At 34.8% G+C, this 25,858-nt stretch carries 33 protein-coding genes; 9 read left to right on the top strand and 24 right to left on the bottom strand.

The window, feature by feature from the left end; genetic code table 11:
- The 5 genes from K5790_RS01635 to K5790_RS01620 all read left to right on the top strand — a co-directional run bounded on the left by K5790_RS01635 (position 1) and on the right by K5790_RS01620 (position 2,899).
- A complete protein-coding gene (locus K5790_RS01635) occupies positions 1 to 456 on the top strand; it encodes a hypothetical protein (protein WP_297591979.1) in 456 nt (151 codons plus the stop codon).
- 98 nt (positions 457 to 554) lie between these two features.
- Entirely contained in the window at positions 555 to 1,175 is a 621-nt protein-coding gene (locus tag K5790_RS01630; protein WP_297591978.1) for a hypothetical protein, read from the top strand.
- Between the two features lie 167 nt (positions 1,176 to 1,342).
- Entirely contained in the window at positions 1,343 to 1,501 is a 159-nt protein-coding gene (locus tag K5790_RS10755) for a DUF2116 family Zn-ribbon domain-containing protein (RefSeq protein WP_367182824.1), read from the top strand.
- Entirely contained in the window at positions 1,501 to 1,647 is a 147-nt protein-coding gene (locus tag K5790_RS01625; protein WP_297591977.1) for a hypothetical protein, read from the top strand. Before K5790_RS10755 ends, K5790_RS01625 begins: the two co-directional genes overlap by 1 nt.
- Before the next feature lie 157 nt (positions 1,648 to 1,804).
- A complete protein-coding gene (locus K5790_RS01620; protein ID WP_297591976.1) occupies positions 1,805 to 2,899 on the top strand; it encodes a hypothetical protein in 1,095 nt (364 codons plus the stop codon).
- A gap of 123 nt (positions 2,900 to 3,022) precedes the next feature.
- Here the strand turns inward: K5790_RS01620 and K5790_RS01615 are convergent, their stop codons facing one another.
- Positions 3,023 to 3,223, bottom strand: a complete 201-nt coding sequence (locus K5790_RS01615; RefSeq protein ID WP_297591975.1) for a hypothetical protein — start codon at positions 3,221 to 3,223, stop codon at positions 3,023 to 3,025.
- A 37-nt stretch (positions 3,224 to 3,260) separates the two neighbouring features.
- Between K5790_RS01615 and K5790_RS01610 the strand changes: the two genes are divergently transcribed.
- Positions 3,261 to 3,416, top strand: a complete 156-nt coding sequence (locus K5790_RS01610; RefSeq protein WP_297591974.1) for a hypothetical protein — start codon at positions 3,261 to 3,263, stop codon at positions 3,414 to 3,416.
- Here K5790_RS01610 and K5790_RS01605 read toward each other — a convergent pair whose 3' ends face one another.
- The 21 genes from K5790_RS01605 to K5790_RS01505 all read right to left on the bottom strand — a co-directional run bounded on the left by K5790_RS01605 (position 3,417) and on the right by K5790_RS01505 (position 22,883).
- A complete protein-coding gene (locus K5790_RS01605; protein ID WP_297591973.1) occupies positions 3,417 to 4,163 on the bottom strand; it encodes a hypothetical protein in 747 nt (248 codons plus the stop codon).
- 141 nt (positions 4,164 to 4,304) lie between these two features.
- On the bottom strand, positions 4,305 to 4,502 hold the full coding sequence (locus K5790_RS01600) for a hypothetical protein (protein ID WP_297591972.1): 198 nt from the start codon (positions 4,500 to 4,502) through the stop codon (positions 4,305 to 4,307).
- 83 nt (positions 4,503 to 4,585) lie between these two features.
- The gene (locus K5790_RS01595; RefSeq protein WP_297591971.1) at positions 4,586 to 5,335 is read right to left on the bottom strand and encodes a hypothetical protein; all 750 of its coding nucleotides are present in this window, start codon (positions 5,333 to 5,335) and stop codon (positions 4,586 to 4,588) included.
- Positions 5,336 to 5,424: 89 nt separating this feature from the next.
- Entirely contained in the window at positions 5,425 to 6,615 is a 1,191-nt protein-coding gene (locus K5790_RS01590) for a hypothetical protein (RefSeq protein ID WP_297591970.1), read from the bottom strand.
- 3 nt (positions 6,616 to 6,618) lie between these two features.
- Positions 6,619 to 7,902 carry a hypothetical protein gene (locus tag K5790_RS01585; protein ID WP_297591969.1) on the bottom strand — a complete coding sequence of 428 codons (1,284 nt, stop codon included), beginning with the start codon at positions 7,900 to 7,902 and terminating at the stop codon, positions 6,619 to 6,621.
- The gene (locus tag K5790_RS01580) at positions 7,899 to 9,770 is read right to left on the bottom strand and encodes a hypothetical protein (RefSeq protein WP_297591968.1); all 1,872 of its coding nucleotides are present in this window, start codon (positions 9,768 to 9,770) and stop codon (positions 7,899 to 7,901) included. The genes K5790_RS01585 and K5790_RS01580 overlap by 4 nt, the downstream gene beginning before the upstream one ends.
- A gap of 59 nt (positions 9,771 to 9,829) precedes the next feature.
- Positions 9,830 to 10,069, bottom strand: coding sequence for a hypothetical protein (locus tag K5790_RS01575; RefSeq protein ID WP_297591967.1), 240 nt, complete (start codon positions 10,067 to 10,069; stop codon positions 9,830 to 9,832).
- A 19-nt stretch (positions 10,070 to 10,088) separates the two neighbouring features.
- Positions 10,089 to 11,222, bottom strand: a complete 1,134-nt coding sequence (locus K5790_RS01570; RefSeq protein WP_297591966.1) for a hypothetical protein — start codon at positions 11,220 to 11,222, stop codon at positions 10,089 to 10,091.
- A 68-nt stretch (positions 11,223 to 11,290) separates the two neighbouring features.
- The gene (locus K5790_RS01565) at positions 11,291 to 11,605 is read right to left on the bottom strand and encodes a hypothetical protein (RefSeq protein WP_297591965.1); all 315 of its coding nucleotides are present in this window, start codon (positions 11,603 to 11,605) and stop codon (positions 11,291 to 11,293) included.
- 363 nt (positions 11,606 to 11,968) lie between these two features.
- Positions 11,969 to 12,490: a hypothetical protein gene (locus tag K5790_RS01560; RefSeq protein ID WP_297591964.1), complete on the bottom strand. Its 522-nt coding sequence runs from the start codon at positions 12,488 to 12,490 to the stop codon at positions 11,969 to 11,971.
- 3 nt (positions 12,491 to 12,493) lie between these two features.
- Complete coding sequence (locus K5790_RS01555; protein WP_297591963.1) at positions 12,494 to 13,729, bottom strand: serpin family protein; 1,236 nt, start codon at positions 13,727 to 13,729, stop codon at positions 12,494 to 12,496.
- On the bottom strand, positions 13,719 to 14,216 hold the full coding sequence (locus tag K5790_RS01550) for a hypothetical protein (RefSeq protein ID WP_297591962.1): 498 nt from the start codon (positions 14,214 to 14,216) through the stop codon (positions 13,719 to 13,721). The genes K5790_RS01555 and K5790_RS01550 overlap by 11 nt, the downstream gene beginning before the upstream one ends.
- Entirely contained in the window at positions 14,213 to 14,641 is a 429-nt protein-coding gene (locus tag K5790_RS01545) for a hypothetical protein (RefSeq protein ID WP_297591961.1), read from the bottom strand. Before K5790_RS01545 ends, K5790_RS01550 begins: the two co-directional genes overlap by 4 nt.
- Positions 14,638 to 15,630: a hypothetical protein gene (locus tag K5790_RS01540; RefSeq protein ID WP_297591960.1), complete on the bottom strand. Its 993-nt coding sequence runs from the start codon at positions 15,628 to 15,630 to the stop codon at positions 14,638 to 14,640. Before K5790_RS01540 ends, K5790_RS01545 begins: the two co-directional genes overlap by 4 nt.
- Complete coding sequence (locus K5790_RS01535; protein ID WP_297591959.1) at positions 15,620 to 16,564, bottom strand: hypothetical protein; 945 nt, start codon at positions 16,562 to 16,564, stop codon at positions 15,620 to 15,622. Before K5790_RS01535 ends, K5790_RS01540 begins: the two co-directional genes overlap by 11 nt.
- 89 nt (positions 16,565 to 16,653) lie before the next feature.
- A complete protein-coding gene (locus K5790_RS01530; RefSeq protein ID WP_297591958.1) occupies positions 16,654 to 16,887 on the bottom strand; it encodes a hypothetical protein in 234 nt (77 codons plus the stop codon).
- 126 nt (positions 16,888 to 17,013) lie between these two features.
- Positions 17,014 to 18,189 (bottom strand): hypothetical protein, encoded by a 1,176-nt coding sequence (locus K5790_RS01525; RefSeq protein WP_297591957.1) that lies wholly within the window; start codon positions 18,187 to 18,189, stop codon positions 17,014 to 17,016.
- A 102-nt stretch (positions 18,190 to 18,291) separates the two neighbouring features.
- Entirely contained in the window at positions 18,292 to 19,302 is a 1,011-nt protein-coding gene (locus tag K5790_RS01520; protein WP_297591956.1) for a hypothetical protein, read from the bottom strand.
- Positions 19,303 to 19,557: 255 nt separating this feature from the next.
- Complete coding sequence (locus K5790_RS01515; RefSeq protein ID WP_297591955.1) at positions 19,558 to 20,400, bottom strand: DUF4362 domain-containing protein; 843 nt, start codon at positions 20,398 to 20,400, stop codon at positions 19,558 to 19,560.
- Positions 20,397 to 21,434 (bottom strand): hypothetical protein, encoded by a 1,038-nt coding sequence (locus tag K5790_RS01510; RefSeq protein WP_297591954.1) that lies wholly within the window; start codon positions 21,432 to 21,434, stop codon positions 20,397 to 20,399. Before K5790_RS01510 ends, K5790_RS01515 begins: the two co-directional genes overlap by 4 nt.
- Positions 21,435 to 21,461: 27 nt before the next feature.
- Positions 21,462 to 22,883 (bottom strand): plastocyanin/azurin family copper-binding protein, encoded by a 1,422-nt coding sequence (locus K5790_RS01505; RefSeq protein WP_297591953.1) that lies wholly within the window; start codon positions 22,881 to 22,883, stop codon positions 21,462 to 21,464.
- Positions 22,884 to 23,031: 148 nt separating this feature from the next.
- Between K5790_RS01505 and K5790_RS01500 the strand changes: the two genes are divergently transcribed.
- From K5790_RS01500 to K5790_RS01490, 3 genes are read left to right on the top strand one after another with little or no spacing between them, the layout of a single operon-like run.
- Positions 23,032 to 23,883, top strand: a complete 852-nt coding sequence (locus K5790_RS01500) for a winged helix-turn-helix domain-containing protein (protein WP_297591952.1) — start codon at positions 23,032 to 23,034, stop codon at positions 23,881 to 23,883.
- Complete coding sequence (locus K5790_RS01495; protein WP_297591951.1) at positions 23,880 to 24,080, top strand: hypothetical protein; 201 nt, start codon at positions 23,880 to 23,882, stop codon at positions 24,078 to 24,080. Before K5790_RS01500 ends, K5790_RS01495 begins: the two co-directional genes overlap by 4 nt.
- Positions 24,077 to 25,144: a hypothetical protein gene (locus tag K5790_RS01490; protein WP_297591950.1), complete on the top strand. Its 1,068-nt coding sequence runs from the start codon at positions 24,077 to 24,079 to the stop codon at positions 25,142 to 25,144. The genes K5790_RS01495 and K5790_RS01490 overlap by 4 nt, the downstream gene beginning before the upstream one ends.
- 162 nt (positions 25,145 to 25,306) lie before the next feature.
- Here the strand turns inward: K5790_RS01490 and K5790_RS01485 are convergent, their stop codons facing one another.
- Entirely contained in the window at positions 25,307 to 25,534 is a 228-nt protein-coding gene (locus tag K5790_RS01485) for a hypothetical protein (RefSeq protein WP_297591949.1), read from the bottom strand.
- A 3-nt stretch (positions 25,535 to 25,537) separates the two neighbouring features.
- The gene (locus K5790_RS01480) at positions 25,538 to 25,855 is read right to left on the bottom strand and encodes a hypothetical protein (protein WP_297591948.1); all 318 of its coding nucleotides are present in this window, start codon (positions 25,853 to 25,855) and stop codon (positions 25,538 to 25,540) included.
- Positions 25,856 to 25,858: the final 3 nt, after the last annotated feature.

Below are 25,858 nucleotides of genomic sequence, written 5' to 3'. Positions count from 1 at the left end.
ATGAGAACATATCTTATCCCTATAATTATCTCAGTCATTGTCATAGTGGCATATTTTTCTATTTCACCTGCAACTATACCAGAGAACAGGCTATCAAAGCAATGCGACATTCCACAGGATGTCAATTTTGTAGATAGAAGAAGGGCAGTTTCAGGACCCAATGACGGCAAACCGCATTATTCTATCGAGGAAGAATTTTCAATTTTTTATACAGTTCCAATTGGCGAATTTAGAGTTGATGATGTAGCTCATTCATTAATACTAAAACCTGTGCCGACTTTGCATGGCTATGTCATAATGTGTGATCCATTGCCTAATTTGGAAAAAAGATTTGAGATAAAATTAGATTCCTTGGTAATTCTTATCGATGGTATAGAGATTCCATATGAAATAGAAAACAATGTACTACGAATAGATGTAAACAACAATACTCGTATCGAAATTGTTGGATTTTGAAAGATTTGAAAATTAAAACTATATGAATTAAAATCCTAAATTGTGCTGTTCAAAAAGAACAAACTATCTCTTAGATAGATAAAAAATTACACCATTTTATGCGACCTAGAATTACCAATGCTCTCAAAGGGGCACTTGGGGAGGTATACTACAAAGAACTCTGTGATCAGAGAGGGTGGGCGTACTGCTCACTAGAAAACTTGCACAACTCAACATTGGATGTTGTCTCATTTAAGAAGGGATTTTCTCGTATTCGCGTAAAGATTCCTGATTCGATAAAGTCTGAAGTAAGGGCAATATCTACGCCATCAAATGGCTCAGTAGAGAATCCTAGTTTTGTATTTGACTATTTGGCATGCAAGGTAGGAGATGCAACTAGTGGAGTGCAACGGCCAAGTGAGTTTTGCTGGTCAGAAGTCAAGACAGGACTTGGAATATTCTCAAAAAACCAGCACAATACAATGTACAAGATTGCACTGCCAATTGCAGTATTTGTAATTGAGGATATCTTTGAGAAACCTCACCACATAGAGATGGACTGGAAGATAAAGTCAGGAAAAGAGATTGCCGACTCGCTTCACATCCAGTATTCATCAAAGACCAGTTATCATACAAAGACATATCAGAAAAACACGTACCAGAAAAAAACACACAGGTATCCAAGTTATGGCAAAACAAACACTAGGTTTAGTTCTAAAAGTAACAGATGGATAAGTTAGATTAGGGTATAAGTTAGATTAGGGTATAAGATAACCTTATGGTTATTGATTATATTATATGACCTCTTACCAATATTGGAATTTTCTTGATGTTGACAGTTTTGTGTAACAATAACACTCATGTTTTTTTAAATGATGTTTACTGAGTTATAATTGAGGGAAAATATTTGGGAAAGTGTCATCGTTGTGGAAAATCGTTTAATGGGGATGAAAAGTTCTGTCACGACAAATGTAGGGATGAGCATATTTTGGATATTGAGAAGCGAATTGAAGAAGCAGTTAAAAATGACTCAAGCCATACGAGAAAAATAAGTAGGGGTTTCTAATGGCACAAAGAATAACAGTAATGCTTGACGATGAGATTGTTAAGAAATTAAGAAAGATTCAGGCAGACAGAATCGCAAAAGAAGCAAAGAGTGTTTCATTCTCAGAAATTATAAATGAAGTTCTGTCAAAAAATATGAAAAAATAACCATGTCCCGAGAGTTTACAGAAAGATTATGCCCCATAGATTTTACAGCACCCAAAAATGAAATACACAATAAATTGTGGTACCGTACAATGACTTCAGTTCAAATCTGTCAAGGTTTGAATTTAATTACTTTTTCAATAGTAAATAATAAGAATTTATGAAAGTCAATAGAGTATCACATCACATGAATCTTTTTAGAATGTTGCCTCCTACTGTGGATGATTTTGATACAACCATAGTGCGCATTGAAAAAAGTGAAATGGAAAAGATGGGAATATGTGAGGGCGATACAGTCAAAATAACTGGAACGAAAAGCTCAGGTGCAGTGTGCTATGCAATGGAGGATGATTTTAAACTACCAAATGATTCGGATGTAACATATCTGTCTGATAATCCAACAATATTGCCGCCAATAAGGGTAGGAATGTTTGTTGCACAAAACATCAATCGTTTTAGTTCAGGTTTAATTCCAGTCCGTGTAGAAAAGGTATGTGAAGGTACTCGTCATGCAACCAAAGTTTGTTTAATGTCGCTTAATTCTGGGTCTAACAATGAATGTTTTGAAAAAAACAATCTTGAGAATCTTATTGTATGTAAAAACGACAGATTACGGTTTATGGATTCTAAACCAGAAAAGAACTTTGGGTACATGATTACCTGTGTTGAACCAGAAGATTATTCTCAAATCACCAAAGATACCGCAATAGCGTTTGTAGAGATAAATCCAGATGTACTCAGTTCTTACTTTGCCAGCCCTAAACTTGAAAAACTACAAAGCGTGATTCCTATTGTATATCAAGAAACTTTGAATAATGTTGATGTCACTATACCGTCACTTGAAATCTTTGATACGGGGATTCGATTTTTCATATACATTAAAAGCAATTTCAAGCAGCATCAGTCCATTCACAATGGTTCTACATCAGTAGTGGTCACGCTGGAAGATGATGTTGGGACTTTATTCGAACTGTCAAGTCATGGTGGTGGAGGCTCTAGTTCTCAGGAGGGATTTGAATACAAGTATGAGTTTAGCAGTAAACAGTTACCTTCTGATTCTAAACATCTGACCATAACACTGAATGAGATTCTCATTCAAGAACGATTTCCAAGAGAGGATCCAAACTTTGCGATGTCACGTAAACCTATGAGGGGAACTAAATTTGAATATGCAAAGATAGACAAGTTTCCTTCATTTCTAATAATTTCAGGTCCTTGGAAAACTACGGTTCAATTAAACAAAGGGAATAATTAGAAAACACATCACAAGTCAATGCATGGGTCTGTCAAGATTTGAATAAATAATTTATTTGGAATTAAAATGGCACTTTCCAATATTAGTTATTTCAGCCTCCAATCAGAAACCAATATTTGTAAACTATTGGAATTGTGCAGGGTGGCTTACCCTAAAACAACCTACCAAAGATTCAGGAGAATCTGAGAAATATCCAAACATGTCTTTAATTTTACAATCAATTGGAATGTAAGAATAGCCACCAAGATCATTTGTCACAAAAAACAAAGTCGCAATAGAGATCAACACTGTAACAATACAAAAAACAAAAAGTCTAGTTTTCATTCATAACCATTCTATTATGTCTGAAGGATAATTGATCATGAAAATACGCGGTACACAATATCCCACTATTGTATCCTCAAAGCCCACATCACAAGGTCTTTCTTGTGGATATATAGGAGATGTTAAAACATACCAAGAGGACAAGATAACCAGAATTATTAACAAAATTTTGTATCTAGTTCTCATTTTCTAATCATCCAGTTTGCGCTACTATTGGAGCATGAAATTTAATCCAAATGGGAACGTCAAATGGAATCATGTTCTTGTATTTTTCATAATAGAATTGTTCTGCATTAGGTTCATCTTGGAATTTTTCATGAATGCCAATTGTAATTCCAGGCTCTGCACCACCGCTTCCAACACCAAGCAAACCAACATTTTTTCTAAAATCACTGCCAACAATTGTTTGTGCCATTTTAGCCTTTGTCTCAACTGGAAGATAGTTTGTCTTATCAGACAATGCAACTATTCTACCGCTCTCTCCCTCTCTGGAATTTTGGACCAGGATTTTATAAAATCCAGTACCATTTATGACCAATTCCCTCTCAGATGAAGGTTCTACGTTCTCAAAACTCCATAGTCCTTGAGAGTTATCAAAAATATTAACAGTGTTGAGTCCGTCATTGACAAATGTTATAGTGTTGCCATCTCTCAAATCAATCACCATATCATGAGGGGCAAGAGATAATCTTGAACCATTCTTTTCATATACATCATAAATTATGATCGTGTTTGGTTTAATGAATTCAGGATTTAGGACACAGTCACCATTTCCAACTTCAATATACTTTTCTCCACAATGTCCTTTGCTATCTGTTGCAAGATGACTTTGATCTAGTTTTTGTTCGCGTTGTTGTGTATTATCAGACATGAAATTAGCACCCAAGACAATTACACTTAGTACTGCAATGCCAATAACTATCAATAGTTTAGTTTTCATATTCTATTTTGCATATCAGGTTATTCATAAAATATTCTATCACATGTACCAACCCATACAGATTTGAACTGTATTTAGGAAATTGTTGAGTGTTTGATTCCTGTCATTATTTTAACATATGAATTCTAAAGACATGCAGGATTAAACTCCAAATATCTTTTCTAATTCGCTAACTTGGTTAGATGGTTTTGATTTAATTTTACTTTGTTTAGATGGTTTTGATTTAATTTTAATCCGATTTTCAAAATTCAATTCTAAGCGTAGTACAAGATTCCAGCCAGGATATGCAGTAACTCCAATCACAAATAATATTGCAACAAAAACATCATACCATTCCATATTATGTTTTGACAAAACCACTTTTTTAAATATTATTTATTGAATTGAGATTGAATGATCTTATGGTTCAAATACCAATAAATTTAGTACTTGCTCTTGAATTTTTGAATTATGCCAACACAGTAACTATTTGGATGTTTTATCATATCTATCATTTTATCAATGTTGTTAGTTCCATATTCAAATGATATAGTGTATTGCTGATCAGAGTATTTTACTTTGATTTCCCCCCAACCTTCTGTTTTTTTGGTAACCTCTGGATGGGATTGTATGTATTCATGTATGTTTTTTGGATGTAATCCTCTATGAAATGCAGGATTTAGAATTACTTCATCATTGTATTTTTCTATTTTCATGTCTTCGAAGTCATATTCAGAATTTTCACTATTTGACAACAAGTGTTTTTCATTATCTGAAACGGTTATGGCAGCCAGTAACGTTCCTTCTGTAATACTTTCTTTGGAAATCTTTACAGTATTCCAAAATGTGTTGATAACAAACAGCATTTCATTTGTAAGATTTGGAATTATCTTCATTTCTAGACCACCGTCTTGAGTAAAATTTTGACCTACAAACAGCATGTCTCCATAGGTATGAGCTAAGCAATATTTTCCAATCATATTATATTTATCAGATGATTGCTCTAGATTGTTTTTTTCTAAATTTTGTTTGAGTCGTCTTCCTTGAGGGTCTGTTCCAATCATTCTACCAATAGTGTAAAATTTCTGGTCAAATCCTTCATTTTTTAATGCATATGTGAATTCATCATAAGAAAAGAACTTCCCAAAATTCAAACCTATTCCCGTAGATAATATTTTCAAATCAAGTGTCATGTATCATTTAATGTGTGATGGATTCATTTTATGTTTGCTTGAGTTCAAATCCCAATAGGTTTGAACATTTGGTTTTAGTTTTTGAATTATTACCACCAAGCACCTATGATCTCAATTTGTGGATTTGCTTGAGTAAATTCAATATAGATAGAACGTGCGCCAGATCTATACTCTGATATTTGATAATCTATCTCCTCACCATTTACTAAAACCATTATGCTTAGATGTGCATCCTCTGGAATTCTATCAATTATTCCAAATGGAATGACCATAGTCAGATTTCCACCATACTCTGAATCAATATCCAGTATCAATGAAGAGACATCTTCATGTTTCATTTGTTTTAATTTGCCATTTTCAATTTTGTATGGTATTTCTATAAAATCAGAATTTGATGCATTCACAGCTAAAGATTCACCTGACATCAAAAGACGATAAAAACTAAAATCTTCATCATCGTAAGCATCCATGGTTACACACATAGAAACAATTTTGGGAGAATATATGCCAGCGGAATAAATACTTACATCATGAACAAATTCTCCCCCCATCAAAGAACACTGATGATCAGAAATATTTCGACATCCTCTATTTTCGGGATGCCATTTTCCTTCAAAGTTGTTGCATAATGCATGTGCCGAAGTATTTTCTTCTGTGTAAAATCTCATTGTTGCCCATCCCCTATTCCACAATTCACTTTGTGTCTCTTCTGTTACGCATGCAACTCTCATTCTATTGTATTTGTAAACAGCATGTTTTCCATCTGAGCATTGAACATCAACTAATGGAACCCCTGATTTGATTTGTTTTAGTGGAGATAGGGATTGTTTGTCAGCACTTAGCAGAAAATTAAAAGTGCCATCTGTATTACGCCTAACTCCTGCCTGTTGGTCTTGATGTTCTCTAAATTCAACAAATGGTAAAGGTGTGCCGACTTTAGAAATATGATATCTTGTTCCATCATCAAATGTTACTGTGATAGATACAGGTCCTCCAGGCACTGGAGGATTTGGATATGAAGGATAGGTAAAAGTCACGTCATTCAAACGAATTCTATCCTCAGACTCTTTTTGTAATGAAAAAGGGCCTATGGCATAAAACAATTGTCCGTCGATATTTTCAATTTTAGCTTCATGTGGTTTAATGATTAATGTGGTAGGATTGTCATAGCATGGAGCACGTGTGTTTTCAGGATCAGGGACACACTGAGCATATGTCGTATTTATCGCGATAATGCCCAGTCCAATCATTCCAATAATTATTAAAAGTTGAATTTTCATTTTCTATTTCTCCGTGACACTTACAACTCCATGCATCCAAGGATATTCTTTCTCGTTTTCATCCCAGCTTATTAATTCAAAAGTTCCAAAACGATAGACAGTTTCCACAAAACTTTCACCAGGATTGACACGAATTCCAAAAACGGCAGTGTCGTCATGTTTATTGATAAACAAAATTACATCATGTATTGAATTGTCTTTGTTGGTTATTTTGAGAGAATCTCCATACCTGATCTCTAATTCAGAAGGAACAAAGTTATTTTTAACATCCAAATTAGATGAGCCTTGAGGAATTATTATTTCAAAAGTTTCAGGCGCCCTGAATTTCTCTGAACTGTTACAGTAAAACGATCCTATTGCTTTAGGTCCAAATTCAAAAGATTTTCCCCAAATGGTGTATTGTCCTTCAAATTGGCATAAAGGAAACGTTCCAAAATCACTTTCATCTCGTATGCTGATGTATGGGTTTGGATTGCCATCAGGAGCAGGACATGTGTGTACTATTTGATGTTCATAGATAGGCTCTTCATGGTCTTGATGATAAACCAAGATGCTTGGCATTATACACCAATCGCGATACCCAAATGTAATCAGACTAAACGATGGGATTTCGTCTTGTTCCAACTCGTCTTTCAAATCAGTAATCATCATTTGAGAAAAATATCCCAAGTTTTTTTCATCTACTTCTTTTTGGATAGTTTGCCTCCATTGTTCGTAAGATGTATCAGTCAAAATAGATTCTTTGATGTTTTCAATTGCAATTTCTTTTGCAGACTCTGACTCTAGAATATGTAGTGGATACAATTGCATCTCAAAATTAAACTGCATCTCAGGCAGATTTTTGGCATCACAGGCTCCAACAGACCACGTGTAACCCCCTCTTCCTACAGACAAACATTCAGTTGTAATAATTTCAGGAACGGCAAATCTGTCAGTGCTTGTATCTGCTGTTCCTTGAATTGTACATTCAGGTGTGATTTTCAAAGTGGTGTAGATAGGATCTCCTTCTATTGTATAGATTTCAGGATTGACTATAGCATTATAGCAATTAGAGAATGCATCTCTGAAACATTCGTATTCATTGTAGGGATTTTTTTCGTCATTGCAATCCAATACATCTGATGCATCATAATTTGCCTTTCGTACAGAGTCATCATAATCAGACAGCATGCCATCTATGAATATTCGAAGTGGCAAAAAAATCCCTTCACTAGATACAATAAAAAATGAAGCCACAAAGAGTCCAAGCAAAATCAAAACTGCAATTATCAAAAGGCTAGTTTTCATTTTTCTGTAAAAATCCAATTAATTTGTCCATCAACAGTTGTCATCTCAAAATTTCCAATAGTAGTACAGTAATCCATTAAAAGAAATATCTGGTTGTTCCAAGATGCTTCAGGGTGTGCATTTTCACGTGTATACAAGTCCTGTCTTTCTTTTTTTGTATAATTATCTGCAACTCTTTTGCAATTATCAACGTCTAGTACAGGAAGAAGAGAATCTTTGTAAATTAAGGGAGAGCCAGGTGCTGAAAGTATCTTGTGATAAACTCCGTCAATAACAATGTCTTGTGATTCCTCATGGTTTGGACCAGGATATACATAGTGTATAATAAAAGAGTCATCAAATGCACATGCTTCAATCTCAAAGTACATCTGTCTTTCATCTTTTATGTCATACCAATATTGTAAACGAGGCATGTCTGTCAAGTACAAAGAACGTTCCACATGTGTGAAAACCCCTTGGTTCAATTCCACAAGAGGAATTCTATCATCTGCATGTTTTAGTGATTCAACAATGTCTCTCCTCATCTCATGGGTTACAGGGTATCCGCACAGTTCTTCATAATCATCAGTATCAGAATTTACAAAATATCGCTCAGAGGTATTCTGATAGTATGCTGAGAAACCAAATTTATTCTGAGCAACAGTTTCAGAATCATATGATGCAGTGATTGTGTAAATGCCACTTTGCTGCCATAGTGGCCCTAAGGCCATTACACTGTGTGAAAAGATGCCATCATCAGATAATTGTGCATGTACAGCGTCAACTAATTCATCACCAAAATAAATTTGGACCAGAACAGGAATTTTTTGCAGATCTGTTTTTTCAGAATCCCAGACATTGCCACGAATAACTATCTCATCACCTGAAAAATAAAAATGGTTTGAGGGATCAATAACTATTTGAGTTGTCAAGGTATCATTTTCAGAATCGTTTTTGTTTTCTGAAATATTGATGTTAATCCATCCTCTCTCAATCAATTTTTCTTTTGTTTGCAGAGTTACACATGCAGGAGAACCATCATATTTTTGGATTAAAACCAAGTTGTCTTTGCATTGTGTTTCATCAAAAGAAACACCTGACTTGAACTGCTTTAATGGAGATTCCGCCAGTACAGAAAAGAACTGATTGCTAATAGAGAAATTCGACATTACTTTGAAGACTCTGCCATTTAGAAGATAGTTTCCAGCATCAGGTGTAAACTCCCATTCAGCTACAGACAACCATTCACATGGTTGTGAGTCTGCAGTAATGGTTTGATTCAACACAATGTTGTTGTATGTTTTTCCTACTTGTTTGCTGATAAACACATCATACTCCAAGCTTGCACCAAACAATGTACCCATGTCTCTTTTAGCTGTAAATTGTATTGGAGAGTTTGCAGTAAAGTTATCTTGTTTTTCAATTCCGTCTTGCACCACGGTATAATCAGATCCAATCATGCGGGGTTTTGCAAGTACAGAGCGTGTGTTACACTGTTCTGGAATCAGAAATGATTCTTTTGAATATGTATTGATGCCATCAAATGATTCAATGTAAAACAAAACCCTGTCTCCCACTTCAAATCCTTCATACGGCAAAAGCCTACCAGGAGTGCTTACTGTTGGTTGTCTTACAGTAATGGTTTCAGGAATTTGTGTGTCTTTGATAGATTCTTCTACAGATACAGTATATTCATCAAGAATCAATGGAAAATTCTCATCATGTACCGGTTGTTCGAGTTCCAACTTGTCTACAGACATAATGGTTCCAACAAAGATTACTTGACTTTTTTCCAACAGTTCTTCAGGTGATTGTGGAAGCCATATCCCATAAGCAGTACTTGCCGTAAAAAAAGAACATACCACAAGAAACATTACAAGATATTTCATAATGTATGAAAATTGATTCTAGTCATTGAAAAATGCTTCTGATGTTTTGTAAATTACAATTAAGTTATGGCGTGTGTTGAAACAAGAAGCAAATACACCCCCAAATAATATACACCAAGAATAGAAGAAGTTCCCACGATAATTCTACTTAGTGACAATTTGATTTTTCCAGATGCAAATATACAGATTCCAGTAATGACTATTGGAATGGAAACAAAGATCGAGTAAAATGATAGAAATGGAATTAGTGTTGTTCCTAAAATCATCATAACTATCCCAATGATAAGTCTAGACTTCATCTTTTATTTCTCCAAAACATCACTGAAGTGATTCTGCTACCAAAATTAATTCGTCTAACGGTAAGGTCGTTTTAAGCATGTAATTAACTCCATTTTCATCAATAAATTTGATTTTCGTTTCTGTAGAAGTTGATTTTTGAACAAATGTTCCGTCAGTAAAGTTTGCAGTCTGTATCCCACAATCAGGACACGAGTCAACTGCATATGCTAGTATTCCGTTAATTCTGATCAGTTGTGGATATAGTGAAGGATTTCTGTTCATTACATCATCATAAGTTTCTTGGGTTCGTTGCTCTGCAGTTCCAAGGGTTTCCAACTTTTCTGCCGGTACAATATTTTTTTCATCTACCTGATAAATGAAAATTGCACCATCACTTATCAATTCAGGTATATTCCAGTACGGAATTCCTTGATAATGATACACTATGTACGACTCAGAGGGTGTTCCCGACTGTGAGCATACATTTTCATATCCTTCAGGCAAATAAGTTGGAATTTTGAAAAATGGTGCAGTTTCCTTACTTTGTTCAAGTGTCATACAGTTTGTACTAGTACCAATCTTTAATATCGAATTATCTTTTGAAGTCCATCCTCTCTCAATCAGTTTCTGTTTGGTCGATTCCGTTACACAAGCTGGTGTTCCATCATACTTTTGGATTAAAACTAGATTTTCTTTGCATTTGATTGCATGTAAGGCAAGACCGTATTGTTTTTGTTTTAATGGAGGAGGTGTGTTTATTTCAAGCAGTTTGTCCTTCATATCTTCTACGTCTTTTTCAGTTTTTAGTAACTGGTTTGCACTACAAAGATCTGTAAAATATTGTACTCCTTTTCTTTCGTTTGCATGTACTAGATATTCTGAATTAATTTTAAAATCATAAGAATAACTTCCACCCTGATATGTAGCCACGGTAAAATCCGTTACATTACCTAATCCCTTCAATGGATATTTGACATCAAAAGTAATGTAATCATATCTTTCTGTATTAGTAGAGGGATTGATTTCAGTAACGGTTCCGATTAATACTATGTCACTTACAGTAAAATGAAACGCTTCATCACCCCCTGCGCACATCATTTGAGATGATACAGGTCGCACGAGTCCAGATAGCATGATTATAGACGCTATTGCAAAAATCACTAAAACTTTCATTATATGACAGTATGAGTTATTCCGTCATTGAAAAGTGCTTCTGATGTTTTGTATTTGGTTTTCAATTTTTATAATAGAGTTTCAATTACAGCAGCTGACAAGCTAACTACAAACCCCATAATCATTAAAACTGAATAATCTTTCTTTGTCAACATAGTCTTTTTGTACATTCTATATCCAATCAAAAATGAAACTAACAGTGGGATTCCAACATAGATTCCAAGGAATGGTAGTGTCTCATACAAATAATCAACAATGTTATTTTGGAATGGAGTTGCCTTTACTATAACTAGTGCGTAATAAGTCCATATTGAATTGCTAATAAATAATGAAAAAAATCCGTAAATCTGCCAGTTTGAATATTTGGTGGCAAGTGAATTCATCTTAATTTAATTTAGAACTAAACAAGATAAATCATTCTACTAAGTTCCAAAACACGCACAAAAAGTTAATGGTTTAACCCTAACTCAATAATTTAAGTTATTGTAGAGAACTTACATTATTGCCGGTATAAGGATTCAAAAATTGAATAAACCCCTAAACGAGAATTTAGAAATCAATCATCAGTAGCAAGATCATCTAAGAGTTTGGAATATTTCTCGATGAGTTCATCAGTGATTTTCTCATGTTCAGGACTCATACCTGTTCATCCTTTTTGAGATATATAAGAACAACATCAATCAAACATGTGGATTATTTCATAATTGATTAATTCTTCTGATGAGTTGTGTTTTTAATTCTAGTTCTCATTTTCTCTTTCTCCAAACAATAATGCTTGGTATTATCATTGCAGTTATTATGGGAAGTATTATTGTTCCAAGATTGTATTGAGTTAAAATGTTATAATCTTCTCTGAAATGTTCTATTTGACCATTCTCATCTTCATGAGAATATTCATGAAATCCAGTAATTTGTTTTGTGCTGCACATGTTTGTTTTACCGATTGTTGAATCACCATAAACAAAGACCTGATAGGTTTCACCAACGTTATAATTTACAATACAACTGTTCCACAATGATTGTTCAAGAACAAACTCATTGGTTTGAGATATGTTTTTTTGTGGAAGAGTAACATCAAAATGGATTTCTTGATTGTGATCATTTTGTATTATTTTTGTAACAGTTCCCTGAAATGCAGTATCATATTCCATTAAAAGTCGCAAATAATCAGGATACCCATCACAAGAGCAAGCATATGCATTATGTGGAATAAATGTTAAAAATGACATAAGACCCAATCCAATTACTATCAAGAGTCTAGTTTTCATGTTCTAACTTGTAGGATCCATTACATGGCCAATGAAAAGTATCTCTCTAGATGATTTTTCCTGTATTACAAACATGAAAGGATGATCTGCAATGAATTCATGTCTTGGTTCAGGAGGTCCGCTCTCCAACTGACCAATGGCTACTGTTACTGCAGCCGCCTCTGTTCCCTTTTCATGAACATCAACAAATGCCTTGTGTTTTGCCTTGCTCAAAAATGCCTGCTGGTCTGTCATTCCAGCAAAGTTTGCTTTTTTCTCATCAAATGCATCAAGTACTCCAAGTTTTTGTAGTAAAGGAATAAGGTCATAATCGCTCTCAAATCCAAACTTTGGGATGTGAACTGTAAGAGGCTGCTTTTTCATTGTGTTTCTGACATCGTTTAGCTTGTCTGAGTTAAGAGAATCTTCAAGAGGATCCAGTCCGTTCTTGTCTTTTGGAAGCAACACAAGCATGGATATTTCATTTCCAAGGTAGGGCATCTCAAGAATCTGGAGTGTATCTGTCTCTGCATAGTTAAACACGTCGGCTGGAATCTTCATCATCTGTGAATTTACTGATTTACCATTGCCTGTCCAGAATGGTTCTTCGCTGGTATTTCTTGGACTAAACTTGTTGGCCCACTCTCCGTTAAAGTATATTGAGTTTGTAAGGACAAGCAAAGTAAGATCATCAGTAGAACCATGTTCTAGTATTTTTTGTATCTTGCCTCTTGTCTTTTCTTTTGCCCACTGGTTTATCTTATCTACACCATCGTTGCTAGCAAAGTCGACGGATTCTGCTGTTCCGTCATAGTGGGTTGTCACGACATCAACATATTCTGGTTTTGTTTCATGTACATCAGATAACCATATGCCGTTTGCAACATTCAAGGCATAGAATCCTTTTTCATGGTTTAGTCTTTTCATAGTATTTGACATGCCATTCCAACGTTCTCTGTCATCTTGTGGAAAGTCAAATGCATCCATTATCTGGGTTGCAGTGTCTCCGCGTGCACCTTCATATACCATAGAAAATGCAGTCGAGATGCTAAATGGCGAGAAAAAGAAGTTTGATGTATTGTTGTCTTTGGCTATCTGGTGATACAATGAAAAGACAAAATCATCCTTGTTTACAGTTGCATTGTCTATAGAATTTCCATTCATCGTTTTGTCTTGGGGTAAACCATTATAGAGGAATAACGTACCAAACACTGTACCGGCCAGGACAACAAATCCAATTATCAAAAGTCTAGTTTTCATTTTCTTTTACACACTCTAGTTTCTCACGAATCCAAGTGTCACCATTTGCTTCACATAGATTCTTCATATTCAATACTTCTGAACATTCTTGGTAGATAGGATCATTTAGGAAATCATATTTTGGATCCTGATTCATTTCCATTAATTCTACTCTCCAATATTGTGAACATACTGTATTTGCATGAATAACTTCCAATAGTGAGGCCCTACAACTAGACAATTTTTCATTTAACATGTCTGCCTCATTTAGTTCAAGGAATACTGGATCCCAAATTGAGATAAAATCTTCACAGGGCATAATATCTAACTCACCTATAGGATAATGTCTTACATTTCCAAATTCATCATCTATGGCAAATCCATATATCGAATCTACTTCAATTTTATCTGTTTTAGAAGGTTGAACATAATGAAGTATTATTGAAAATACAACAAATGTTGACAATCCAATAACAACTACAATTAACATCAAGAGCCTAGTTTTCATTTTCCCACACACCGGTCATTTTTTATATAATCCATAACTTGTTCATCTAAAATATCATATCCATAGCTATAGCTTCCAAGATTTGAACATCCTGCACTAATCTTAACACCGTGATGTAAAACACTCTTTTTGACATACAGATGTAGAATTTTTTCATTTTCAATTGCTTCATAGTAAATCACTTTCCATCCCAGAAAATCTGCCGAATGGTGTGTAGTGTAGTTTGGATATTTTTCAATGAAGATCTTTACTTCAGGTATTTTTGCAAAATCTTCTTCAAATGCTTTATCAGAAGTTGAAAACATAATAAAACCTGAATATGCATTTGTTACAATCATCAAAGGCACAGCTCCAAAAATAATAATTCCAGGAATAGAAGCTACAATTATTACAGCAATTATAATTATTTTGTATCTAGTATTCATTTTCTACCTCCCATGGTTTCCAGTAATTCTTCAAGCATTTCGATCACAAAGATGTGTTTTTCTCTTAGACGATCTTTATCATTTTGCCACTGTACAAAATGCGTATAATCACCAAGAGAGATTCTCATCTCATAATTGATACAGGTTTTGCATGCAGGATCTCTATCGTGAGAAACACTTGAGAGTCCTCGTAACAAGTCATTTTCATCAACAAGTTGTTTTAATTCTTCTAATTCCTCATCAAATAATACATCACGGGTTAGTTTAGAATTTTGATCAAGTACATAGTTGCCATTATTCAAATCAATGTTCAATGAAGTATATCCAGTGTTGTTTCCACTTTTAGTGTAAGATATATCATAATCATAAACAAAATCAGACTCCAATACTGCAAATTGTCTTGATGTAAACGAATCATAGCTAGATGATGCAGTGATTGTGTATTGTCCTGACTCTGTTATCGGAGGCATTACTCTGTTGTTGTGGGGAACATTCACGTATGATAGAATCGGATGGCCTTCTTTGAAGAAAGGACATGAATGTACAAAGTTATAGTCCCAATGAGGTTTATCATCTCCATCTCTAGAAACCATAATTTTTGGATGAGTACACGGAATTCCATAACCTGCTTCTACAACAGTGAATGCCAGTTTTTCGCCTAGAACATAGTAATCTTTCAAACCAATGATTTTAACATCCATGAAAAACTTTCCGTTCTCATCAAATATTTTTTGGAGTTCTTTGAGGGATTCTTCTCTTGGATGAGACAAAAGATTTTCCCAGGGTTCTTCAGAGATGTCGTATTTCATTACTGGTGTGTTACGGTCTGACTCGCTCCATAACACATCGCAGGTGATGCGGTCAGAAAATATCCAGTGATTACAAAACAAAACATACGCTTGTTCGTCTTTTTGTATCGAAAAGCTAGACAACAAAATCACACCTACAGATATAGAAATTCCGACTATTATCAAAAATCTAATTTTCATTTTCTATTTCTCCAAGTAATTCCAAGAATTCATCAGGCAGAGAGCCATACCGTAGTTCATATTTTTTCATTTTTTCAGAAAATTCTGCACCATCATGATTGCCATCCATTGCAAGACGCACCATGTTATCAAGTTGGTTTAATCGATGCAGATCCTTTGTAATCGGAATCATATCCTCAGGACTATTACTGTCTTGTTGCTGTATCTTTACGAGATAGGTGTCAACATCATTTGAGATTTTTTCATTGTATTTTGCAAGTTTTTCCTTCCAAGGCTCCAAAATAATTTTACAAAACTCATCGCTCTGAAGGCTGGTAATGACCTCGTTGCGATAGTTGCTTCCCGTGCCGTTTCCAAGCACAGGGTTATGACAACGAAGGTAAAGATAGTCAGATGTCTGACCAGTGCAAGAATCCACATGAAAGTGAGTTGATGCATGGTTGTTTCCAGACTTGGCTGAAAACCCATAATGAACTGTAGAATTATAGTATCGCTCATCGGCAATGTCAAGTTCTATGAAATAGTTCTGGTACTTTTCGCCATACATTTGAAAAAGTTCTGTTTGGCGAATGTTTTGGAGATGAAGAGAAAGGTTTGGCAGTATGTTGCAGATAGGAGTTGATTCGTATTCTTCTAGAGTGTGTTTTACTTCAGATGAATCCCGAAATGGGAAATTCCAATCCTCTTTGAGATATATCGAGTCTATATCCACCCCAAGAGATGATGATGTAACTGTTTCTAGATGTTTTTTCATTTTTAATCTGTTTTTGTCAAGAAGATCTTGATTTTCTGATGCCTTTGCATCTTGTGCATCTTGGTTTATCTTTTCAAGACCAGAAAAAGAGACAACGTCATTTGGATCATTTGCAATCAACCCAAGAGATACAAAAGCCAAAACTCCTACTGCTGCAATTATTACGTATTCTAGTTTCATGTTTCTAATCTCCATAATACGTAAAGTGTTCCAACAACAATCAATGATATTCCAGTTATTATAATAATTCCATATTCAATTTTCACATTCTACTCCACAGATACATACTCTATTTTTTCACCACAAAAAGGACAATAATCAATTGGGGTCAGAACATCTTTTTCCACAATACAGAATTTTCCAATTTTTCCGCTCCAAGCACTTACACTTGATACGTATTTCCTTAGTTTGTCACAGCAAAAGTCTAATTCACTTTCATTTTTAAATTCAGTAAAAGAGACATATTCAAAGGCTTGAACTTCTTTGCGAACATATACTTGCATTAATCAAATTTTACATATGATGCTCATAAGGACTTCGAATCTTTAATCCAAATCACGAATAGTTTGAACTATATTTTTACATAAATCTAAAGACATGCAGCTGTTGGATCATCTAATCCCAAAGATTTACGGAGTTCCAATCCGGGCAATATCCAGCAGTTTTGATTTTTGAAGAAATGACTCGTTGAGTTTACCGGTTGGCCATTTGACAAAATCATCAAAGTGTACATCCTCTCCATTTGTTCTCTTGTTTTCATAATAAGTCAAAGCATCCCCAATTATCTGAGACTCGTTATCGGTAAGAAATTGGTTGAATGGTCCATAGGTTCCAATATTGTCTTGATATCCCCCTAATGATGTCATTAGTACCCCACGTTTAACAAAAAGATTCATTGGATTTTCCTCAAAGAATTTTTGGAGGTTTGATTTGGTAATTTTTCCAAAAACGCTTGAAAAAGATTCTTTTGTATTGGTTTTTTCTGATAAAATTTCTATTTCATAGTATTGAATAATCGGTAAAATCATGTTTGGTTTACCTTCAAGCGATATTGCTACAGTCTGGTTTTCTTCTATGTGTGGAAGAAGCATCATCAATCCCAAATACCCAACCTCACGAAAAATCCTATCTGGGTTTTGAAAGTCGATTATTGGCAGAGTTCGGAATTTTTCATCAGCCCATCCTCTATGAACAAGAATGTTAATTGACTCTGGTTTTACACATGCAGGAGAACCATCATATTTTTGGAGTAAAAGCAATTCGTCTTTGCATTGGATGTTTTCAGTAGCAATTCCAACATGATCTTGTTTTAATGGAGGATAAATTTTAGGAGATCCATTTGGAATTTTATCAAATTTGTATGTACCAGTACCAAATCTAGGACTAGAAGGAAGTAATTCTACTTCATCAGATGATATTGGTGCATAAAAGATCCATGAAATAATTTCATTGTCTTCAATGGTTTTGTAGGGTTGATCCACGCCATTTACCAGCACCACCATAGAGTCAGAAGTTTTTGCATAATCTGTGGCAAGTACTTCTGAAAATGTCTGTACATTCATGGTTATAGTATAAGTGTCGATAAAATCCTCAGATAAGGACGTTAAAAAAATTAAAGAGTGTGCTTTGCTGTCATATACCACATCAGTGAAGTGGTTGGTATTGGATTGAGCTAGAATAGAGTATTGTTTTGACTCTACGGTCAAAGGAAGGTGGTAAAATTCAACATCTCCCAGATATTGTGCAAATGTAATTGAAGGAATCAAAAAACCAATCAAAATAATGAAAATCAAAAAATACTTCATACAATATGAAATCCCATTCTGTCATTGAAAAGTGCTTCTGATGTTTTGCATTGAATCCATAAAGGTTTGAAGCAGTTTACCGAAGATGCACAGTGTTTTTTACTAAAAAAATGTAGTTCCTTTTTTAAACAAAAAGTATCCAATGATTGCAGCTGCAACTGTAAAGAATATTGGCAGTCCATAAGATACAACAAAAGGCACTTCACTAGTTGTAGTCACTGCAAACCCGTCAGGAGGCATTGGAGTAACTCCAAGAATTTCATGGCCATCTAAAACATCCAACGCTGCAAATCCTGCAACGCGTATGGTTGCTGAATCGGCATGTTGTACAAGCCTAATTACATAATCAGAATCAGACGAAAATGGTTTTGACTCGGTATTTTTTGGCACCTGTGTTTCATAAGATCTAGTAAAGGAGTATTGGGTGGTTGCAACACCTGACGGATTTTGATGTGTGGCTGTTGGATCAAATAAGAAATACCAGTCAAATAGTGGTTTTTGCATGATATCGTCTGCATTAATTAGTGGTTGTGAAAGCAGTTCAACCACATCTGGATATTGTTTCATTAACGAGTAGACTTTAGGTTCTTCTTCGGCAATTGCAGACATTGGAAAATTGATGTCATATCCATCAATCAAAACAGAGTCATCTGTACTCAGACCTCTCCAATTCATATCAAGTATTAATTTAGATGAATCAGAACGTATGATAAAATCAGACATTATTCCAGTTAAGATTATTTGATAGTCAATTGAGGCATTGTTATTTTTGCCTGAAAGTATTGCGTTGTATTGCACAGACAAATCAGTTATCTTGGCATTTGTTCCATCGTTGGAAATTTTTTGGTTTAGTTGACTGGCAAGTTTCATGCTGTCAGGATGTGTGGAGAGGAGAGTTTTTTGAATTGTCCAGTTTGTGTCGTCTAATAGTTCTTTTAGATTTCCACCATTTTCGTATTCAATGTGAACTGTTGTTTGGTATTGTATTGTGAACTTTATTTCAGAACTTTGAGGGTTTATGTTTGCAGTAAGATTGGTGGCATCAACAGGTGGGACATAACTAAACAAAGAGACCATAATCATTACAATAATTATAAAGGGTTTAGTTTTCATTTTCTAGTTTCCTTTTTTGACATTCAATCATAATTGGAACAAAAATACCAATCAACAGAGACATAAGAAATGGAAAGGGGTTCTAGTATAACAATAACCAAAGAACTTGGAGTCAAAACCAATGTCACAAAGTTCTGGTTCTCCATATATTGGCAAGGTTGGCAGAATCCACATTCCCAGAAATATTCCTGCACCAATCAGAACATACCAATAAATCTCCAATTTATTCACCAATAATTATCAAAAGTCTAGTTTTCATTTTCTAATCGAAAACCCATATTCCCATTCATCGTATTCACTTGTGCATGAAACTAGATGAAGATAATTCTCATCTAATTTAATTTCAGGACAAGAATACTTTGTAATTTCTTGCTTTCCAAATTTGTCTTGTGTTGAATCATGAAATACATCAATTGAGCAAGAGTCAGTGTGTATCATTGCAATGATTGTAATCGGATCACCTTCCACAGTAAAATGAGTATTCTCGATTTTTGCGGGAACACATTTGTCAAATGAATTAGCAAAACAATCAACACTGCCAAATCTGTACGTATTACAGTTTTTTCCTTGATAATTCATTATTTGTGAAATGTCGTGCAACGGAGTATCATCTATTAAGCCGCGAATTGTGCATATGTGAAGATATTCATCATACAGTCGCTTGTTCTTTTCAGTGTTAGTAAAAATTGGAGATTCATAGTTTACATGATTGCAGAATTCCTTACTTATTTCTGGCCCTGTTTCGCCATATGGATAATCAAAGGTTACACGATTCTTACAGGTTTCATCAGGATATCCTTTGCTAAACGGGTCTAGACATCCACCTTGTTCTACATTGATTCGCTCACATATCACATTATCAATATAGTAATAACCGTTTGATGTTTTAGCAAAAGGATAATCACTGAATTTGGTTTTGTTTGAGCATTGTGCACTAATCATTAATTCAATTTCTGAAATCATACCATCATATTCGCCAATTTCAGAGTAGGGTTTCGTCAAGCCAAATAATTCAGGATATGTGTATGCAGTGATTATAATACTAGATGCAACAAAAACAGCAATGCAGATAATTGGAATGCTGTATTTGGTTTTCATTTTCTCTTTCTCCTAATTACAAAAATAACACTTCCTACAGCCACACCAATAATTACCACAATTACAAAAATTGTCAAATAGATGAGTTCATAATCATAATCGAGTATAGGTTCCAAATCCGGAGCAGGTAATTTTTCATAAACAGATCCCCATTTCACTCCAGTCTCAACATTTTCATTTTCTGAGTTTACTACACATACACCATCTTGCAGCGTTGTTCCAGGACCACAGGTCTCATATTCCAGAGGGTTTTGTTCTGGTTCAGGTTCAGGAATTTTTGTAATATCATCACTAAATGGTTTGGCATATGTTGGAGAACCCTCAACTCTGTCTATAAATTCACAGTCAGTGTTATCAATAAAATGAGTTGTATTCCACCATCTAAGTAAAGGCTCTATGCAATCCTGTCCAGATTCTTGGCAGGTACAATTATCCAAAACGTCTTGCAGTTTATTGTCTGGTTCTTCTGTATTCTTTTTGCATTTTCCAAAGTCATGATTTGGATTTGGATCACAGGAAGAAAGATCCTTATTCATTTCTTCAAAAGTAACACAAACGCCGTCAGATAATCCATATCCCTCATCACAAGGATCTACATATACTGAATTCTCTGAATAATAATTCCCATCCTCAGGTCCTGGTTCCCACATGTATCCTTCAGGTGAAGCAGTAATCTTTGTAGTACACGAACTTGTCTCACCATCAATAACGTATACTTTGTAGGTCTTTCCAATTTTATAATCTACATCAACAGAAGAACTTGTAACAGTATCATTTTCAAGAAACATCATTCCATTATTTTCAAAAATATGTTTTGGAAGATTAACTTCTCCTTTAACTACACCATGAATAAGGAATGTGACTTTTTGTGGTCCATCATAATTATCAAGACGTGTAACAGTCCCTGTAAATGCTAATTCAGATTCTTTTAATACATTATCATAATTTATTTCTGCAGCACACATAGCTGAGACATTAGGAATAACCAAAGGAGTTAATGCAAACAGAGTTATCATCAAAAAGATAGATTTCATTTTTAGTAAAACAGAGTCAAGAAACAGTTAACGTCCAACTTCAAACTCTACTTGAACTTTAGTGAAGAGAGGAGATAAATCATAATAATTTCTATCAAGATTGACTCCAACGCCACTAATCACAATTCCTTCGTATTGAGGATTAATTTGCTGGGAAGTGTTTATCTCAATAGATTTGACACCTTTTACTTCAAGTCCATCAGGTCCAACTAAATCCATAATGGTGGATTTGGCATCATCTAATGCAAGTTTAGCAAGTGTTGTTCTTGCGTTCTCTAATGTTGATGGAAGATATGTAGGAGTGATTTCTTGAATTCGTATATTGTGATTCATCGCAACATCAAGTACGGTAATTATATTCTCAATTGATGTTCTAATCATTATAGTATCTCTGCTTTCATAATAGTAAGGATCACCATACCCACTATAACGCTCATCAATTCTAATTGGACGATCATTTAGACTCTTTGAATCAACTCCATGTTTTTCCAGGATAGATCTCAATGTTGCCATAGATTCATCATATTCTGAAATGGTATTATCAAAAGTGTCAGGAGCTGATTGTGAAAAAACATCAAACTCTGCAAACAATCCATATGAGGAAGTTGCATCACCAGTGTTTCCAGAGACAGTAACTTTACCTAGCATCCAAGGATGGACCATACAAAAATATTCAAAACTTCCAGAGTGTAAAAAGGAATGAGAGAAGGATTCACCTGCCATAAACAAAGCACTATCAAATATTCCATCAGGACCACCATCTGGAGAACCACTAGTTACAGTATGAGCTGCATCATCGTCATTTGTCCATGTAACCTTAGTACCAGGGGATATTACAATCTCATAAGGAACATAGCAAGAGTTTGATTCCTCACATGATGGAATAGCAGTTCCATGAGGAATGCTAATTGTTGCAGAGTTTGTTGGCTCTATTGCTTCAGAATTATCTTTTTCTTGTACAATTCTTACACCTTCCACAACAAATCCATTACTTGAAAGATCTTTGAATATTGAATGAGTTTGATCATATGGAACTTTTAGATGAGTTCTAAAATCTACCAAATAGCTTGACTGTGAAGGATCGGACATTCTGTGTTGTTGTGCATAGATTCGTCCATTATTGGTCCTACTCACCTGAAAGTCATCTAGGCTTTCTCCTGTTTCACCCAAGGATTCAAACAGTTCAGCTACAAGATATTGTTGATCATCTAAAACTTTGGCAAGATCCTCAGAAGGAGTGCTTCTCACATCCAATCTTACAAATACAGCATCAGGCGGAATATCAAGAGAACCCTGACCTGTAACTTTGATAGTAGTGGTTTGAGTTCGTGAAAGATCATTTACAAAACTAAAGACAGAATCTGCAGAAAGTCCCTGTAGAGGAAATACAAAAATCAACAAAATAGAAGATATGGCAACTAGAAACGAAATGCCTGTTTTGGTTTTCATTTCTTTGTGGTTTTCCTCAACGTAAATAAAAGATTCGTATTAAGGATACAGTCATTGTCCAATTATAAAATATCAAGGTTATAACGTTTGATTAAATTTCAATTTTACCGAACATTTAATTCATAAAATAATAAAACCTGTATTTACTGTGAATAGTGAAGACGATGAGATAGAAATCATTTCAACTGATGATGACAAGATAAAGCTTATCGGCGAAATATTCAGCAATGACTCTAGCAGGAAAATATTAAAGCTGATCTCAGATGGCAACGAGATGACTGCAAATGAAATTGCACAAGAAAGCAACATGTCTTTGGCATTGGCAATACATCATCTCAAAAGAATGCAGACAGCTGGAATGATCAAAGTATCAAAAACAGGAATATCTGCAAAGGGTCAAGAAATGAAATACTATGTTTCTACAAACCAAACATTTCTCATAACACCTGAAAAATCAAATAGTTCTGTAATTGAATCACTAAAGAAATTCTCAAAATTTGCAGCAATTGGGTTGGCAGGATTTGTATCATGGATTACATTAAAACCAAACAATGCAAACTATGAAGGACAGCCACATACACCAGGAATTGAATCAAGCACAAGTGAAGAACAATTTACAAAAGACATACCACCAGAATCAAATCCAGAAGTCAATTTAGAAGTAAGAACAGGAGAATCCACAATAGTTGAACCTGAACCTCAAATGGAACCAATACCGGAACCTGAGCCAGAACCCCAACCAGAACCAAGTCATTCTGGAACAGAGTATTTTGATTTTTCAGCAGATACAGACGCAACTAACACAGGTTCTGTTTCTTTGGATAGGACTGTGTATCCACAGCCATTTGAAGGAGTAAACGGTGATACTACAGAGCAATTAATTTTTGCAATCATTATTTCGCTGGGCATTATTGCTGGAGGAATAATCTTAGAGAGAATTCTAACGTATTGGTTTACCAAAAGAAAAGAAAACAAAAAATCAAGAGGACATGCAAAATGACACTGTGCAAAGGCAGATGCACAAAATCAGAATCAACTACTAGACATGTTGCATATCATACAGGAGGATGTTACTGCAAAATTTGTGATTATTATTTCAAAAAAAGATTCTTGCGATGTCCTTGCTGTAATACTCGAGTCAGGCATTCAACTCGTTCAAACAAAAGAAGATTAGAATCAGAAATAGCACGAATATGAAGACCAAGTTAAATTTAGCAATAGTGAGTGTAATTGTCATAATTGTAATATGCATTATTGGATCATCATCGATTAATCAAATACAAGCAAAACCTGTGTCATATGCGGATTCCATATTTGAAACATGTTACGATGATGATGAATGCACTATTGACAAATTGTATGAATTATCAAAAAACAATTCAACAGAAACAGTATTTTTGACGCTGGATGAGTTGATAGACTTGTATGTTGAATCAGATTTTTACTGCCATCCATCAGCACATCATGTAGGGGAATTTCTTTTTGGGTACGTAAACAGAGATCTTCAAAAAGCAGCTGAACTCTCTGATCACAGATGTGCCGCAGGAATCATGCATGGCCTGCTTGAGAATACCATTCAGATTGAAAACATGCTTGATGGGAAATCAATAGAATCAGTGGGCATTAAAGAATCATGTGAGATTGTAAGTAGCGCATTAGGTGATGAGGCAAAAAAAGAATGCATACACGGAATGGGGCATAGTCTTGTTAAAATTTACAACTACAACACCACAAAGGCACTTGAGAGATGCAATGAGTTTGATGACTGGAGCGAAATTTACATGTGTAACGGAGGCTTGTTTATGCAAAACATGGCAGAATATGCCAAAAAGAAAGGTGGAGATTTTAAGAAATCAGATATTTACTATCCATGCAACCAAATTAACGGCACAGAAAACAAAGAGGCTGCAACACTATGCCACAGATATCAGGCAAATTATTTTCTGATTCAGACAGACTATAACTTGCAAGAGACATACTCGCTGTGTTCTGGAATTGAAGATACCAGATACATTGCAATATGTTACAAGGGAGTAGCTGCACATTTGACAAAAGATAGTTTTGATGCTGTAGATAAGGCACTTTTAATGTGCAATTCAACTCCTCTAAAATATCAAGAGCAATGCGTAATTGGCGCAATAGAGTCACTTACAAGATTTGTATCAGACCAAAAGGCAGAAGAATTTTGCAATGGATTAGATAATAGTTTAAAAAAATCATGTCAGAGTAGAATGAAATCACTTGTAGATAGTAGATTTTAGACTAGTCCAAAACACATTAGGTTTAGAATCACATATGTTTCTACACCAAAAAGTTTCAAAAAGTCACGCCTTGACAAAGAGTCATTTCTGACAGAACCCTGTTCTGACATGACTTACGTGAATCTTGTCATTATTGATCCTACTAATATCATAAAATTCATTTTATTTCCAAATATTTTTGAGCATCATTCGACGATAGAATCTTTTTGCAATACCTACTCCTAACAGTAACCACCCTCCATACAAAATAATCATAGGGATGACATCATTGTAAGGTATCAAACGAACATCAATTAATTGAAAAACAACAGAGAAAGTGAATAACAACCCAGAGCCAAAGATGATCAAACATGTAGATAAGGATGGTTTTTTCAAAATCCTAGTTTTCATTTTCTATAATGCCTGATGTGTTCTTCTATGAACTTGAACCAGGTCATGATGACTGGTATATCCACAAAATTCACATGTTTCCAATCCGATTTCCTCCATACTAACAGGAATAGAAATCAGAAAAGAGTCAGGTTCAGTAAGGGTGATTTTATGTCTAGTTCTACTCGTATCTTCAAGAAATGTCTCCAGTAAAGATTTGGGTATTTTTTCATCTACAATCAACAATTCGTTTTCTTGTTTTACATGGCAATTTTTTTCCCAAAGGAATTTTATCAATTCTTTTGCAAGTTCAGTATTTTGTGCACAGTCAATTTTTGTCATTTA

Origin of the sequence: Nitrosopumilus sp. (genome assembly GCF_025698945.1) — an archaeon.
Taxonomy (GTDB): Archaea; Thermoproteota; Nitrososphaeria; order Nitrososphaerales; family Nitrosopumilaceae; genus Nitrosopumilus.
Note: the sequence above shows the minus strand (reverse complement) of the source record. Positions and strands in the feature narration are given on the sequence as shown.